The following is a 16,672-nucleotide window of genomic DNA, read 5'->3' on the forward strand; positions in this document are numbered from 1 at the left end:
TTTTATTTAGAATACTTATAATTAACGAAATTTGATTAAAATTTTTATCTGATGTTGGAAAACGCCAAGCCACAAAAGGTTTGTGGATACTTCACGTGGTACGGTGCAAGATTTTATCTTTGGTAAATTGAATACTTCAATACTCCGTATTAATTTTTAATACCAATTTTAGCCCTGCGATTTTCAACGGTATAAAAATTTGACATTGTTAAGTTCATTACGCCTTTAGCATCCTCTTTTACCATTTTATACGCGGCTTTGCGCTTTTCCAAAAGTATGAGCTAACGTTTTTAGATGGCTGGAATGTCATTTGATATTCAATGGATTATCCTAAATGATGACTGAAAAAAGTTTTAGATCGAGTTTCCTTCTTCCGGCCTGCTACACTTAAAACCTGTATTCCACCATCAGAGTTCCCCTTGTTCCTAAGGCGTTCACAAAATCGCTGTCCCGGGCTGCCCACCAGGCAATGGCGGGCTGATAAGACCTGTTGAGCAGATTCTCGATTCCTCCGGCAACCCTCCAGCTTTTATTAATTTCGTAACTTGATTTAAAGTTAAAAACCGTGTATTCCGGAACCCGTCCTTCGCCGTACGTATACGATCCTGTTTTGGCATTCGGCTGGAACCTGTTTTGCCCGAAAGCATGAAGCATATCCAGTCCTACCGATAAGCCCCTGATCGGCCTTACCTGAATATACGCCAGGACTTTCGGAGCTGAAATCCTGCTGTTATTGATTTTGGTTGAATAATCGCCGTCGTCTTTTGGAGAAGTGATGCCTTCCATCCAGCTGTAGCTTCCGCCGAAGTTGATCCACCGTGCCGGCGGGGTGAACTGAAGGAATCCTTCTACGCCGTACACCACTTCCGGAGCTCTCTGGATCATCAGAGAACGGTCGGGGCTCTGTACAAAGGTGGCTCCTAGCTTGGAGGTGCTTACATAAGAGGTGATTTCATAATTCAGCCATTTGGTGATTTGCCCGGTCGCTCCCAATTCGTAATTGTTGACGATAATCGGTTTAGTTTCCAGCTGATTGATGGTCTCTGCGGTTGAGGTTCTAAGGATTCGTCCCAGCTCATTGATGGAGTAGGACTGTGAAAAACTTCCGAAAAGATTGATCTGTGGATTAAAGTTATAACGGAACCCGATGTTTCCTACCAGGGCATTATATTCGAGGTCTCCACCTTTTACGAAAATACTTTTGGTAAAGGTTCCGTCGTTTTTAATAGTGGAAAGGGTGTTGAAATCGCCTACTTTTACTTTGATGTTCTCGTACCGGAGTCCTCCTTTCAGGATCAGTTTTTTAAATAAATCGATCTTTACGAGCATAAAAGGAGCGATGTTGGTCATGTCCATATCCGGGGTCCAATACCGGCCGTCTTCCAGCTTCTGAACGGTTTGGTCATTTAAAATATCGGCTCCGTAAATCACTTCTCCTTGGGAATTCACCGTATTCCAAAGTTGGGTATCAAGATTAAATCTTGCTCCTTTTTTCCTTGAAATGACGTTGGACTGGCCGCCGTTCAGGAAGGTGTCGCTGTACCCGTATACCGTTCTGAAATCCTGAAGGTATAAGTTAATATTCAAAGCTGTGCCTTTCCAAAGATTCCGGTTGTCGTAGCTGATCTTGAAATTGTGGTTCCTCGGCGTTCCCTGCGGGGTAGTTTCCTGGTTTTTCGCTGAGCCTTCGCCAATGGTCGGTGTCATGCCGTATTTACCGGTTTTAAGGCCGAGATCGAGGTCGGATTTTGAGGCATACCCGATGTAGGAAGCTTCAATTCTCTGGTTATCGTTCAGATTGTACCCCAGTTTCAGCATCCCGTTGTAATTATCCATTTTGGCCGGACTGGAAGTCGGACTCAGATTAACGCCATCAGCATCCTTCATGTAACCCGTTCTTTCATACGCAAGAGAGACGGCATAGTCAAACTTTGAGGTAATCTTTCCCGTTAAAAATTGGCTGGCCCTAACGCCCAGGGTTCCTTCGTACAGCTGCCCGGTAATCCCGACCTGCGACTGCCCGGAAATCGTTTTTTCATCATTTGATTTTTTGGTGATGTAATTGATGATCCCTCCGTCGGATCCGTTTCCGTAAATGGAGGTAGCCCCTTTAATGACTTCAATTCGTTCGATAACGGACGGATCGATGGAACGGATATCCCTGGAGCCGTTCCGTAAAGGCGTCGACTGCGGGATGCCGTCGATGAGGACGAGCACCTGTCTTCCCCTGAGGGTCTGGCCGCTGTTGGTTGTCATTCCCGAGCTGGTAGCCAGACTGGGAACGGTGTATTGTAAAATATTGGTAATGTCGGAATTGACGGTAAGCTGAGACTGGATCTGCTTTTGGCTCACGATCGTTACGGAGCTCGGGACCTCTTTTATGCTTTCTTTTTTCCTTGAAGCGGTCAGGACGACTTCATCCACGTCTTTCACCTGTAAAGAGTCTTTCTGCTGTCCTGCAACAGTAATGGCGGCCAAAGCAGCAGCCGATAAAATGATTTTCTTCATGATGCTTTTTTAATTCCTTTTTTCTTCCTTTTCCCCAGCCATACCAGAAATCCGGTGACGGGCAATGAGGTACAGATCAGCCCTGCAATGAACCAGATGACTTTTCCTGCGATTCCAAAGTAAGAACCGGTATGGATGTCATAATTGGCATGGGCATATTTTTCTGCTGTGTTTAATTTCTGATGCGGTTTGTTTAATAATAATTTCCCGGAGTATTTATCAAAAGCCAGCTGGTTTCTCACGGCGAATCTTCCTTCTTCCCCATAAACCGTCACCGGAATATTTTTTAATGTTTTTCCTTTTTTGTTTTTGCCGTTCAGAGGAATCCTGAAGCTTGATGAGGTGGCATAAAGCCGTCTTGTTTCCTGTGCCGTCAGATCAAACACCGAATTGTTTCTCGCAAGTAACGAATCGGGCGATTTTACTTCCTTTTCTTTCGGAAGCTCCATCGAGCCAGACAGGGTAACATTGAAAACCTTTTTTACCAATGGATAAGCAAAGTAAATTCCTGTTATGCTCATCAGCAGGGCAATGAAGGATGCATAAAACCCGAGGATGTTATGAAGGTCGTAGTTTCTGCGTTTCCAGGTTTTCACATTTTTCCAGTCGAAACGGAATCTTCCTTTCCTGGCATTTTTGTTTTTAGGCCACCACAACACAATCCCTGTGATCAGCATGATGATAAAAAGCACCACCGGAATTCCCACTGCATACTTTCCCCAGTCGGTTTTTAAAAGCAGGCTCCAGTGAATCGATTTCAGGATCGGGAAGAGGTCGTATTTCTCATTGTAGATCCCTAGTATTTCACCCGTGTACGGATTCACATAAACCAGTTTGTTGATCTTAACTTCATCAAAGTAATTCCATGCTTTTTTATCCTTTTCATAATACAGGAATTCATAAGCCCTGTTTCTGGCTAAAGGGATTTCAACCGAGCTTATGGGATATTGTTCATTAACTTCCAGCACCACCTTTTCCTTCAGGGTTTCAATGGAAAGGGGGGCTCGCGTAATCGTTTCAGCATCTACGTACAATACTTCCTTCCGGAGCTGATGCTGGATTTCATCTTTAAAAACGTACAGCGTTCCTGAAAGGGAAACGATAAAAACGATCAGCCCGACGGACAAGCCCAACCACAAATGCAGTTTGGCAGACCACTTTTGGACAAAAGAAGGTTTCTTTTTATGATGATGCTTCTTTCTCATGAGAAAAAAGTTAACCTTTTGAGGGGTTAACTTTAATTTATTTAAAATTTATATCCTATTGAAAGTCTGAAGTTTCTTGGCGCCTCAGCCTGATAGTAGTAATAGTTTCCGTATGGAGAACCGGAATAAAGGTATCTGTTGAATACATTAAATACGTTTAGGCCCACTCTGAATTTCGTATTCTCCCAGGAAAGACCGGCATCAAATTTCACATAATCATCAAGGCCTCTCTGGGTGCCGGAATTTGCCCATGCCCAGGTACTTCTATCAGCTAAATAAGTTCCCCCAAAGGAAAGCCCGAAACCTTCCAGGGTTCCGTTTGTAAATGTATAGTTCAACCATCCGTTCGCCGTGTGTTTCGCATATCCCGGAACTCTCATTCCCACCGGGTTTCTTACAGGATCATTGGATTCCGTTATTTTATTCTCGGTAAAAGCATAGTTAAAAATAGCGTTAAAGCCTTTTACGATTTCTCCTTTTAAGTCAAACTCTACTCCCTGCACCCTGGTTTTTCCAAGCAGGATAGAAAATTGCTCATTCCCTGTATTGGCAGGGTCATTGGTCGTAGCATTGTTTTTTATAATGTTGTATAGAGATAAGGTCGTATTCCATTTTCCGCCAAACCAGTCTTTCTTCACACCAACTTCCATATTGTTGCCTGTAATCGGTTTTACGGTGCTTCCGTCCCTGAAAATGGCTGCCTGCGGTACGAAAGACTGATCATATAAACCATAAACGGACAGGTCTTGATCTATAGAATAGCTGATTCCTACACGTGGTGTTATTTTATCGGCTTCCATTTTAGTACCGTAATTGCTTTCTTTTACGGTAGTATAGCGTGCCGCCAGTGTAAGTCTTAATCTGTCATCCAAAAATCCTAATTCATCCTGTAAGTACAATCCGGTATAATTTTGCTCGAGCATACTTGCTGATCCTGCTCTTACAGATAGGGGTTTTGTTTTATCAAACGGTACATATGCTGAATTGTTGTTAGGGCCATAGTACGTTCCCGGATTGTTGTCGTAATTATTGGTGTTCAGGTTATACCAGTAGCTGTAATCGGCAACCATATTTCCCGGATCCGTTGCAGTTGCGGGTCCGTAATCCCCGTTTGCATTAAATTTATCCAGATTATATCCCTGAGACCAGTCTGCCATATATTTTTTGCTTCCTAGATCCAGTCCTGCTAATATCTTATGAGAAACGACTCCTGTTTTAGCATAACCGTTTAAGAAGACCTGCCCGAATTTCATTGTATTATCTGCTTCCCAATATCCCAGACGACGGATCATGTAATTGCCTACAAATTGACTTGGCCAGAGGTTGCTTCCCATCGTATACTCGTTTACATAAGTCAGCTGAGACGTAAGCTTCCAGTTTTCATTGAATTTATGATGTAAATTGATGTTTACCGTATTGTTGTCCACTCTGGTTGGTTCAATACCCGGATCAGTTGCCGTATAGGAAACCGGTCTTGTGGCATAGCCGTCATAGCTGAAAACATACGCTGAACCTACTTCAGACATTTTTGCTTTCTGATAGATGTATTCTGCTGTTAAAGTGGTTTTGTCGGTGAGGTTTACTTTCAGGGAAGGATTGATGATATACCGGTCGTTAAATTCATAATCTCTGAAGCTCTTTTTATTCTGAGCCATTAAATTTAATCTGAATGCTACTTTATCAGTAATTTTTGTATCGATATCCGTTTCACCCCTGTACATATTGAAGCTGCCCAGTGTTACTCTGGCGGAACCATTTAAAGACTGTCCGGTAGGCTTTTTAGTTACGATATTGTAAATGCCGCTTGGCTCACCGTTGGACATTAAGAATCCTGAAGGTCCTTTAATGAATTCGATATGGTCAACAAAAGACATATCTTCGGACAATGGACCCCAGTTTGAGGTTACGTTTACCCCGTTCATGAAGGCGGCCGCCCGGGAACCTCTCATATTGATTCTTGTGTACATATCGCCCCAGTGTTCCAGCCTTTGAGCTCCTGCAACGTTTCTTAAGACCCCGTCGCTCATGGTAGTCACCTGCTGATCTTCCAGAGCACGGTTGGTAATGATCGAAATATTCTGAGGAATCTTTATCAGTGCCTCATCCAGGCGAATGGATGAAGATCCTTCTTTCTCAACATATTTTTTATAATACTTACCGTTTACAATAACTTCTTCGATGTCATTCGATTTTATGGTGTCATTGTGCTGGGCCAATGCCAGCGTCGTAGTAAGGAATGCTGCAAAAATTATAAGTTTTCTCATTCAGATGATCCTTATAGGATGTGGTTTAAAATTTATAGGTTATGCTTCCCAGCGCGTTGATAAGCTTCTGTGGGTTTGCAGTAGTGTATCCTGTCCAGTAGTGCTGATTGGTAAAATTGTCTACTTTTACTCCAACCCTGAATTTTTTTGTATCATAGAATGCATTGGCATTGAGTACAAAATATTTTGGAAGAATAAAATTCCCTGTTACGTTATTATCGCTGGCATAATTCCCCCCAATACCAAAGCCAAGGCCTTTCAGGTTTCCATCAAGAAACTGGTAGCTTGCATTGAAATTGGCAAGCCAGTATGATCCCGCAGTATTAGGACGAAGACCGGTCTGCACATCCCGGGTATCGTTGTATGCAACTCCTCCGATGAGGGAAAACCCTTTAACCAGATATGCATTCACTTCCAGCTCCACTCCTTTGCTGTGAAGCTTTCCGGCCTGGGTCTGCACACTTTGGAAATTGGCCAGATATTCACCGGTATCCAAAAGCATATTTTTAACTTTGATATCGTAATAGCTCACCGTAGCGTTGATTCTTCCATTGAAAAGATTCCCTTTAAGCCCTCCTTCAAACTGATTTGCCTTTTCAGGATCGGATAACGCAATATTAGACTGTTTATCTACGATGTAATAGCCATTGCTCTTGAAGCTGTTCTGATAGTTCCCGAAAACCGAAAACTTATCTTTTATGATCTGATATACCAAACCGGCCTTCGGAGACCATGCAGATTGCTTATAAGGGGCACTGTCATTAACATAAATTCTTCCGCCAAGGAAATCGTTATTTTCGTAACGTAACCCTACCACAAGATTCAATCCTTCTAATGGTGTGAAAACATTCGACAGATAACCGCTGTATGTCTTCAAATCCCCGATATTATTGGTAGAGCTTACATTGGCAGGATCACTGTAGATGGCTCCAAGGACGTTTGCATTGAAGTTGGAATAATCTGTTCCTTTCACAGGTACAAAATCAAAGAATCCCATCGGATATTTTTCGCTGTTCAGTCCGTAGTAGTGTAATCGTGTCGTTGTTCTCAGGAAATCAAAACCGATTACCGTCCTGTTTCTCATTCCGTTTGCGAACTTATAATCAAAGTTAAAATTCTGCTGGATCTGAAAATACGATTTAGTACTGTTATTGGTTGCCTGATCTGCTCTTCCTACAACAAGGGCGTTGGCTTCATTCTGCAATACCGTAAAATAAGGGTTGTTGCCATTAGAGAAACCGTAGCTGTTATTGATATTGGTAGAAGATCTGATATTATCATTAATCTGGTAATTAACCTGTCCGAAAATGTTGCTGTTTCTTGCTGTCGTATAAAGACCTTTTCCTGAATATGACTGTTTATAATCAAGTCCTGCCTTCTCCAGGTCTTTCATATTATTAATACCTCCCAGGGTGTCCGGCGAAAGGTAAAAGAAGAAGCTGTCTCCTATTGCCCTGGACTGGAAAAATTCGTATTCCAGGTTGAACTGCAGCCGATCCGTTGCATTATACGTTAGGGTGGGAGTGAAGGCAAAAAAAGAATTTTGAGCATCCTTTTTCTGAAAAGTTCCTTCATTGGTATAGGCGGTATTTATTCTGAAAAGAAGTTTTTTATCATTGGTAAGCGGTGCATTTACATCCGCCTGTGCCCGGTAGGTATTATAACTTCCTCCGAACAGGCTTACCTGCCCTTCAAATGTATCAGACGGCTTTTTGGTCGTCCTGTTGACAAGTCCTCCGTAAGAAGCTACATTACTTCCGTAAAGTGTTCCTGATGGTCCTTTCAGTACCTCAAAACGTTCTATGTTTATCGCATCAATTACGGTGGTTACAGGCGAAACCAATCCGTTTCTCACGGAGTTGTTGGAAGGAAATCCCCTTAAAACAATGTACGATCCGCCGTCTCCTGCACGGCTGGTAGCCGTCCACATAGGCTGTAGCCCGGTAACGTTCCTGTATGCATCATCCACCTTAAAAAGCACCTGATTTTCCAGTACAGCCCGGCTCACAGAAGAGTACACCTGAGGATCTTCAATCGCTTTTAAAGGCATTTTGTTGCTGTAGTCAGAATCTTTTTTTGTCACTGAATTGATAACAACTTCTTCAATATTCTTTGTATTTGCCGAGTCCTTTGTCTGTGCAGCTACAGTTACAGAACCAAGAATAATTACAGATACCAAAACTTTCTTCATAGAAACTCAAAATTTTCTGCAAATATATTGTTTTTAATTATTCTAAATAAATTAATGGATTGATATTTATCATAGATTTAATGTGAATTACAGGCAAACCGAGTAAAAAGGCTGGAAGAAGGGAGCTGGATGGTGGAGGTTTTACGGTTACAGTTTCAGATCTTCAATGATTCTATTTACATTTTCTAAAGGACTAGCCGCATTTAAATTTTTATTCTTTATCTGTTTTTCTTTTTAAATGATTGAAAACAAATTAAATGCTATCGGATTTATACTGGCTCTTAATAAGAATAACCGCTTCAGGATAGCCTGAAGCGGTTGTTGTATGGTAAAAACTATTATTTCTTATGCCGGAATTTCTCCTTTGTATAAGAATGAAATAATTTCTCTGTTTAATTTATCGATCATTTCACTGAACAAGTGGAAAGATTCCTGTTTGTAAATTACCAGAGGATCTTTCTGTTCGTACACGGCCCCCTGTGAAGATCTTCTCAAATCGTCCATTTCACGCAGGTGGAGCTTCCAGTTTTCGTCGATAATGGATAAGGTGATGTTCTTTTCAAAATCATTGATCAGACTGTCGCACTGCGTTTCAAAAGCTTCCTTAAGATCCGTAACGATGGTCATCGTTTTATGCCCGTCGGTGAAAGGAACCTGGATCATCCTGAACATCGAACCCTGATTCTGATATACATTTTCAATGATCGGGAATGATTTCTCTTTCAGCAGGTTCAGTTTCATTGTATAGTCGTCCTGAGCTGCTTTAAACAGGATGTTTGTTAAATCCTGAACGGTTTTAGATTTGAAATCGTTTTCAGAAACCGGAGATTCCATCGTGAACGTCTTAATGATCTCATATTCGAAATCTTTGTAGTTCCCGGTAGCTTTCCCTTTTGCAGCGATGGAATTCGCCACGTCAAAGATCATATTCGTAATATCATACTTCAGGTGATCTCCGAACAAAGCGTTCTTCCTTCTCTTGTAGATTACGTCACGCTGCTTGTTCATTACGTCATCATATTCAAGAAGCCTTTTCCTGGTTCCGAAGTTGTTTTCCTCCACTTTTTTCTGGGCTCTTTCAATTGACTTGCTGATCATGGAATGCTGAATTACTTCGCCTTCCTTATGGCCCATTCTGTCCATCATTTTAGCGATTCTTTCAGATCCGAACAAACGCATCAGATTATCTTCAAGGGAAACATAGAACTGGGAACTTCCAGGGTCTCCCTGACGTCCCGCTCTACCTCTCAGCTGTCGGTCCACACGTCTGGAGTCGTGTCTTTCGGTTCCGATGATGGCTAATCCTCCCGCTTCTTTTACTTCTTTCGTGAGCTTGATATCGGTACCACGACCGGCCATGTTGGTAGCAATGGTTACCACGCCCGGCTGTCCTGCGCCCGCTACGATTTCAGCTTCCTTTTTGTGAAGTTTCGCGTTAAGAACCTGGTGCGGGATTTTTCTCAGCTGTAAAGCTTTTGAAAGCAACTGCGAGATTTCCACCGAAGTGGTTCCCACAAGTACCGGTCTTTTTGCAGCCGTTAATTTTTCGATTTCTTCGATTACGGCATTGTATTTTTCTCTGTTGGTCTTGAAGACCAGATCCTGTTTGTCATTTCTTAAAATCGGACGGTTGGTAGGAATTACCACCACATCCAGTTTGTAGATTTCCCAAAGCTCGCCTGCTTCCGTTTCTGCAGTCCCCGTCATCCCCGCAAGTTTGTTGTACATCCGGAAATAATTCTGAAGGGTAACGGTAGCAAATGTCTGGGTAGCCGCTTCGATCTTTACGTTTTCCTTCGCTTCGATCGCCTGGTGAAGACCGTCTGAATACCGTCTTCCTTCCATGATACGTCCCGTCTGCTCATCAACGATTTTCACTTCACCGTCGATCACCACATATTCATCATCTTTTTCAAATAAAGTATACGCTTTCAGCAATTGGCTCATGGTATGAACCCGTTCTGACTTTTCACCAAACTCGGAGAACAGTCTTTCTTTGGCTTCAAATTCTTCCTCTTTGGATAAATTTTTAGCTTCCAGTTCGGCAATTTCAGTACCAATGTCCGGAAGGACGAAGAAATTAGGGTCTGAGTTCCCTTGGGACATATACTCAACCCCTTTGTCGGTAAGGTCTACCTGGTTGTTCTTCTCTTCGATTACGAAGTAAAGGTCTTTATCAACGATCGGCATATCGCGGTTGTTGTCCTGCATGTATTGCGCTTCTACTTTCTGAAGCAATGCACGGTTTCCGCTTTCCGATAAGAATTTGATTAATTGTCTGTTTTTAGGAAGCCCTCTGTAGGCCTGAAGCAATTTGAATCCTCCTTCTTTGGTGTTTCCGGCGGAGATTAATTTTTTCGCCTCATTGAAGATGGTGGAAACAGTCTTTTTCTGAACTTCAACGATTCTGTCGATTGAAGGTTTCAAGATATCGAATTCCTGACGGTCTCCCTGAGGAACCGGCCCGGAAATGATCAACGGCGTTCTCGCGTCATCCACCAATACGGAATCCACCTCATCCACGATGGCAAAGTTCAGTTCTCTCTGCACCAGTTCAGATGGGGAAGTTACCATGTTGTCTCTCAGGTAATCGAAACCGAATTCGTTATTCGTTCCGTAGGTAATATCTGAATTGTAGGCTTTTCTTCTTCCGTCGGAGTTCGGCTGGTGATTGTCGATACAGTCGATCGACATCCCGTGGAACTGATATAATGGTCCCATCCATGCGGAGTCCCTTTTGGCAAGGTAGTCATTCACCGTAACTACGTGAACGCCTCTTCCCGGAAGGGCATTTAAGAAAATAGGAAGTGTTCCTACCAGGGTTTTTCCTTCACCGGTTGCCATTTCGGCAATTTTTCCGCTGTGCAGGATCACCCCTCCGATAAACTGTACGTCGTAGTGGACCATGTCCCAGTTAACCGGTGTTCCGGCAGCATCCCATAAGTTTTTCCATACAGCCTGATCTCCCTGAATTTCCACGAAATCTTTTCCGGCAGCAGCCAGTTGCCTGTCCCAATCGGAAGCGGTTACCCGGATTTCTCCGTTTTGTGCCCATCTTCTTGCGGTTTCCTTTACCAAAGCAAAAACTTCAGGAAGGATCTGCCCCAGGACTTTTTCTTCAATTTCGTATGATTCTTTTTTCAGGGATTCGATCTTCGAGAAAAGGGATTCTTTTTCGTCCACGTTCTTCGAATTCTTGATCTGTTCCTGGATCTGTTCTATCTGCGCTGTAATTTTACTGGTTGCAGATTTGATATTTTCTTTAAACTCAGCAGTTTTCTCTCTTAAACCGTCATCAGACAATTGCTGGATCGCCGGTTCAACAGCTTTGATTTTTGTTACAACTTTTTTTACTTCTTTTAGGTCCTGCGCTTTTTTGTCTCCCAAAAACCCTTTTAGAACTTTGTTTAAAAAACTCATAAATTTTTTGCTTTATGCTTAAAAGAATATCCTTTAAGCGTTGAAATAACACTTAACGTGTAAAAAAATGATATAAAAAGGGCAAAAAAGCTCTAAGCATCGCCTAAAGCCTATTGCTTTTAATTAATATTCGTCTTCGTTCCAAAGATAATCTTCGTCCGTAGGGTAGTCGCTCCAGATTTCATCAATGGCATCATAGATTTCCCCTTCATCTTCGATTGCCTGAAGATTTTCCACGACTTCCATAGGAGCACCGGTTCTGATGGCATAGTCGATAAGCTCTGCTTTTGTCATTGGCCAGGGTGCGTCACTTAAATAGGAAGCTAATTCTAATGTCCAGTACATAATTTTCTAATTTTTTGCAAAAGTATAAAAATAGCTTATATGATATGCTTTTTTACACCTGATTTTCAATTCTTTTTATTAATTTTTGTTCACCGTCGGCTGCGGAAAGTATCTATAAGCCTTCCGTGACCTACTCGAGGTCATTTTCTCAAAAACCATTCCACAAATTTTTTTATGCCATTTTGGAAGTTTGTGTCAGGTTTGTAGCCGATTAATGTCCTTGCTTTGGTAATATCGGCATTGGTTTTCAGGACATCTCCGGGCTGCATTGGCAGATTTTTCCGGATGGCAGATTTTCCTAGGGCGTCTTCTATGGCGGCCAGCATTTCATTCAGGGTGATGACTTCACTTTCCCCGAGATTGATGATCTCATACACTCCGGAATTGTTTTCCAGATAACGGATGGATTTTAAGATCCCATCGATAATATCGTCGATATACGTATAGTCTCTGGCGGTGGTTCCGTCGCCGTAGAAAGGAATCTCATGGTTTCCGGAAATCAGTCTTGTAAATTTATGGATGGCGAGATCGGGTCTTTGCCGTGGGCCGTAGACCGTGAAAAACCTCAGCTGGATCATGTCTATTTTATACAGTTCATGGTAAACGTGACCTAAGATCTCTCCGCATCTTTTGGTGGCGGCATAAGGTGAAATCGGGCGGTCTACATTGTCGGTTTCCGTAAAGGGAACTTTTTCATTGTTGCCATACACACTTGAAGATGAAGCACAGATAAATTTTGTTATGTTGAAATCCCGGCATAATTCCCAAAGGTTCATGGTTCCTCTTACATTTACTTCTTCATATTCCAAAGGCCTCTCGATGGAAGGACGTACCCCGGCCAACGCTGCCAGATGAATAACGGTATCGATGGAATGGGCTCTAAAAATTTCCTCCAATCCTTTTTTGTCACGGATATCCTGATTGTAAAGATTATAGTTTTCAGATTCAGAAAGGAAAATTAATTTTTTAAGATCTTTCTCTTTATCGAAATACTCAAAATCCGAAAAATAACGGATAGCGCCTAAAGTATTTTGAATTTTTATCTGATAATTGTAGAAATCGTCAAAATTGTCAACGTTTATGACAGAATGTCCTTCTTTTAATAATTGTTCAGTGAGGTGGGAACCAATAAAACCGCTTCCGCCGGTGATAAGATAATTCATCCGTATGTTTTTCGTGCTACAAAAATATAAATTTACTTCGGGAAAAATATAATCATTAAATTTACTTAAAAAAGTAATATAAAATTAATATGCAGTTTCAAGGGCAAATTTTAAAGATGACGAGCTTCCATGATGAGCCGGTCCAATACTACCTCAACCTTTCAGGCGACCTGATCCACATGAACGAGCTTTTTGGAAAGGAACTTACCATAAAACATATCGGATATCAGTGTGTGAACTGCCAGGAAGACAAAACCATCTACCGTATGGGTTTCTGTAAAAACTGCTTCTTTGAAAGTCCGTATGCCAGCGATACCATTATCCGTCCTGAGCTTTCTACGGCCCATCTGGGAATTGCGGAACGGGATTTGGATGTAGAAAAACAAATTCAGTTACAGCCTCATACGGTTTATCTGGCATATACGGGAGAAGTAAAAGTTGGGGTAACGCGAAATACGCAGATCCCCACCCGATGGATCGACCAGGGAGCTACTTTTGCGTTACCGATTGCCAGAACGGAAAACCGGTATGAAGCGGGAATGATAGAAGTTGCCCTCAAACAGCATGTGCCGGACAAAACCAGCTGGAAAAAAATGCTCCAGGATGATTTTGAAGGTGAAGTAGACTTGGCGGATTTCCAGCAGAAGATAAAAGAGTATTTCCCTGAAGATTTTCAGAAGTTTTACAGCGAAGGCGAAAACCTCTGGACCTTCGATTATCCTTATGATAAACCGGAGAAAGTGACTTCCTTTACCCTGGACAAGAAACCGGAGTTTACCGGAAAATTAACCGGGATCAAAGGACAGTATCTAGCGTTCGACGGGGGGCAGTTTATCAATGTAAGAGGACATGAAGGGTATGTGATTGAATTGAGTGTAACCAATTAACCGGATCTCAAATTAAACAAGATCACAAAATGAAAAAATGGGTCAGAAAATTATTAATCAGCCTTGGAGTCCTTTTAATCATCCTCTTACTGGCAAACTTCGGGCTAAATATCTGGCTTAAAACCCAGCTTCCCAAATACATCAAAAACAATACGGATTATAAGATCTCTTACAAAAGCATGGAGGTCGATTTGTTGTCGGGAAACATTCTGTCAACGGGAATCACCGTTAATAATAAAAATCCGCAGAACATCAATGTGATCGGTTTGCAGGGGACGGTAGATACCCTGAAAGTAAGCCGTTTCGGAATTTATGATGCGCTGTTCAACAATCAGATCAGCTCATCGGATTTATTGCTCTCCAAACCCAGTATGAATGTGGTCCTGGCCCGGCCTGTCGATACCAGAACGGGGAAAAAGAGAGACCCTTTTCTGTTTGAGAACATCAGGATCAATGAAGGGAATATTAGTGTTTTCAGGTATACGAAACAGAAATTCTTTTCTGTGAAAGACCTCAGCCTGTATGTGGAAAATCTCCAGATGACAGAAGAAGATGTGCAGGACAAGCTTCCCATCGTTTTCGATCAGTACAGCATAAAAGGAACGGATTTTTTCTTCCGTCCGGATAATGTGTACGCTTTACAGATCGATAGGATTGAAACAAAGAACGGACAAATGTCGATTAACAAGCTTCAGCTGACTCCCCTTGTAACTTTTGAGCAGTTTAAAAAATATTATCCCAAAAAAACACAGCTTTTTCAGTTCAATGTTGAAAAAATACAGTTCAGGGATATTTTGCTGGCAAAAAATAAAATTTCTTTAGCCAATGCCATTTTTTACAATCCTGATCTTTTCGTATATACTACCAATGCCGTTCCCATTAAAGCCAAAAAACCTTTTAATTTAGAACTGAATCTGCAGGATATCCGGTTGAACAATGCTACGGTTCAGGTCATGAAGCCTGACGGAAGCAAGCTTTTGTATGCCCATAAAGCCAACCTGAATATCAATCAGCTTCATTTCGATAAGGAAACACGTGAAGAATTGATCCCGGTGGGCTATAAAGATTTTCAGTTTTCGGCACAGGATATCCTGTATTCCAACCATCAGGATTTTACGGTAAAAAGTTTCACTTTAACCCCCAAAAAGGGAGAGCTTAAAACAATATCTGTAGTTCCGAACGGTTTATCGAATGGAAAAACGGCCATGGATCTTACGGCAGATTATATAGGTTTTGCTATGAATAAATGGGATGTAGCAAATAAAAAGATGAACCTTGATATTAAAGAAGTGCTGGTCGATCGGGTAAAAGGAGGCATTAAAGCAGGAGAAGCAAATAACAAAACTGATAAGCAAGGAGATATTCAAGGAATTAAGTTTCCCGTCAATATCAGGAAAGTAACACTTAGGAATTCAGATATTACCTACGATAAAAACAATCAGCCATTTACCTTAAACAACCTGAATGCAACAATTAATGACATTCAGCTGAATTCTAAAGAAGGAAAACCGGGAACGAATGTCGGGATTAAAAGTTATACAGTGACTTCTGATAATTTCATTTATAAAACCCAGTTTTACCGCATTACCGCAGGGGCTTTTAAAGCAGACCAGAGTAGCGTCAATATTTCTCAGTTTGTCATGAAACCTCTCATTTCGAGAGCCCAGTTTATCAAGATGATACCGGTGGAAAAGGATTTATATGATATTAAGGCCGCACAGATTACTGCTAACGGAACCTGGGACTTATTTTCAGATCATAAATCCATCAACGCTTCCCATGTGACGATCCAATCGGCGGATGCAAATATTTTCAGGAGTAAGATACCGGCTGACGACCCGAAAGAAAAGCCTTTGTATTCCAGATTGTTGCGGTCCATTAAAATACCGATGATCGTTAATAATCTTGATCTAAAAAATTCATTGCTGGTCTATGAAGAAGATACACCGGAAAGTGCAGGCCCGGGTACGCTGACGTTCAGCAATTTCAATATGAATGTAAAAAACCTGAATTCTGCCAAAATAAAAGGCAAACCGACCCGGGTTGATATTAAGATCAACTGTTCCTTTATGAATTTAGCACCGCTTTCCGTAAACTGGAATTTTGATGTTGCAGACCCGCGCGATATATTTACTATTTCGGGGCGTACCATCAATCTTCCGGCGAAGGGCATTAATCCGTTTATCCGGCCCTATCTGCATGTGACGGCTACCGGAACCATCCAGGAAATGCTGTTTAATTTCAGGGGGAATCCTAAAGGACTGAACGGAAGTTTTAACCTTAGACATAAAGATCTCAAAGTCGCTATTTTGGATAAGGAAAACCGTGAGAAAAAAGGAATTTTAACGGCCATCGCCAATCTGCTCGTTAAGTCCGATTCCGGGAAACTTCCCGAAGATGTAAAAGTTGAAGACGTGGAAAGAGATCCGACAAAATCCTTCTTTAACCTGTTCTGGAAAGGAATTGAACAGGGACTGAAGAAAACCCTGATCGGAATCAATATCGATACGTCCAAAAAAGGAAAGGGTGATGCTAAAGCGAAAGAAACAAAACCGTCCGTAAAAGAAGCAAAGGCTGAAAATAATTCAGGAAATACCATGCAACAGCCCGCAGAACAAAAGGAAAAGAAAGGGTTTCTGAAAGGGATATTCAAGAAAAAAGATAAATCCGGAAATAATTAATTTCCGGA

Annotated in this window: 9 protein-coding genes; 2 read left to right on the plus strand and 7 right to left on the minus strand. The window is 41.8% G+C overall.

Annotated elements, in window-relative coordinates:
• Positions 1-387: 387 nt before the first annotated feature.
• From ACED20_RS06205 to ACED20_RS06235, 7 genes are all read right to left on the minus strand, one after another.
• Positions 388-2,508, minus strand: coding sequence for a TonB-dependent receptor (locus ACED20_RS06205; RefSeq protein WP_378103846.1), 2,121 nt, complete (start codon positions 2,506-2,508; stop codon positions 388-390).
• The gene (locus ACED20_RS06210) at positions 2,505-3,713 is read right to left on the minus strand and encodes a PepSY-associated TM helix domain-containing protein (protein ID WP_378103848.1); all 1,209 of its coding nucleotides are present in this window, start codon (positions 3,711-3,713) and stop codon (positions 2,505-2,507) included. Before ACED20_RS06210 ends, ACED20_RS06205 begins: the two co-directional genes overlap by 4 nt.
• Before the next feature lie 41 nt (positions 3,714-3,754).
• A complete protein-coding gene (locus ACED20_RS06215; protein WP_378103851.1) occupies positions 3,755-5,977 on the minus strand; it encodes a TonB-dependent siderophore receptor in 2,223 nt (740 codons plus the stop codon).
• 25 nt (positions 5,978-6,002) lie between these two features.
• Entirely contained in the window at positions 6,003-8,168 is a 2,166-nt protein-coding gene (locus ACED20_RS06220; protein ID WP_294229191.1) for a TonB-dependent siderophore receptor, read from the minus strand.
• Positions 8,169-8,513: 345 nt separating this feature from the next.
• The gene (gene secA / locus ACED20_RS06225; protein WP_378103854.1) at positions 8,514-11,588 is read right to left on the minus strand and encodes a preprotein translocase subunit SecA; all 3,075 of its coding nucleotides are present in this window, start codon (positions 11,586-11,588) and stop codon (positions 8,514-8,516) included.
• Positions 11,589-11,711: 123 nt separating this feature from the next.
• Positions 11,712-11,933, minus strand: a complete 222-nt coding sequence (locus tag ACED20_RS06230) for a DUF2795 domain-containing protein (protein WP_027382805.1) — start codon at positions 11,931-11,933, stop codon at positions 11,712-11,714.
• Positions 11,934-12,073: 140 nt separating this feature from the next.
• Positions 12,074-13,096, minus strand: a complete 1,023-nt coding sequence (locus ACED20_RS06235) for a GDP-mannose 4,6-dehydratase (RefSeq protein WP_378103857.1) — start codon at positions 13,094-13,096, stop codon at positions 12,074-12,076.
• A gap of 89 nt (positions 13,097-13,185) precedes the next feature.
• On the opposite strand from ACED20_RS06235, the gene ACED20_RS06240 reads away from it, so the two are divergent.
• A complete protein-coding gene (locus ACED20_RS06240; protein ID WP_294200803.1) occupies positions 13,186-13,983 on the plus strand; it encodes a DUF2797 domain-containing protein in 798 nt (265 codons plus the stop codon).
• Between the two features lie 29 nt (positions 13,984-14,012).
• Complete coding sequence (locus ACED20_RS06245; RefSeq protein ID WP_378103860.1) at positions 14,013-16,664, plus strand: hypothetical protein; 2,652 nt, start codon at positions 14,013-14,015, stop codon at positions 16,662-16,664.
• The last annotated feature ends 8 nt before the right edge of the window (positions 16,665-16,672 follow it).

Source organism: Chryseobacterium sp. sg2396 (assembly GCF_042610505.1).
Taxonomy (GTDB): domain Bacteria; phylum Bacteroidota; class Bacteroidia; order Flavobacteriales; family Weeksellaceae; genus Chryseobacterium.

Bases quoted from the DNA above. Each gene is read 5' to 3' on its own strand.
- ACED20_RS06205 (WP_378103846.1), bottom strand. From the start codon at position 2,508: ATGAAGAAAATCATTTTATCGGCTGCTGCTTTGGCCGCCATTACTGTT.
- ACED20_RS06210 (WP_378103848.1), bottom strand. From the start codon at position 3,713: ATGAGAAAGAAGCATCATCATAAAAAGAAACCTTCTTTTGTCCAAAAG.
- ACED20_RS06215 (WP_378103851.1), bottom strand. From the start codon at position 5,977: ATGAGAAAACTTATAATTTTTGCAGCATTCCTTACTACGACGCTGGCA.
- ACED20_RS06220 (WP_294229191.1), bottom strand. From the start codon at position 8,168: ATGAAGAAAGTTTTGGTATCTGTAATTATTCTTGGTTCTGTAACTGTA.
- secA (WP_378103854.1), bottom strand. From the start codon at position 11,588: ATGAGTTTTTTAAACAAAGTTCTAAAAGGGTTTTTGGGAGACAAAAAA.
- ACED20_RS06230 (WP_027382805.1), bottom strand. From the start codon at position 11,933: ATGTACTGGACATTAGAATTAGCTTCCTATTTAAGTGACGCACCCTGG.
- ACED20_RS06235 (WP_378103857.1), bottom strand. From the start codon at position 13,096: ATGAATTATCTTATCACCGGCGGAAGCGGTTTTATTGGTTCCCACCTC.
- ACED20_RS06240 (WP_294200803.1), top strand. From the start codon at position 13,186: ATGCAGTTTCAAGGGCAAATTTTAAAGATGACGAGCTTCCATGATGAG.
- ACED20_RS06245 (WP_378103860.1), top strand. From the start codon at position 14,013: ATGAAAAAATGGGTCAGAAAATTATTAATCAGCCTTGGAGTCCTTTTA.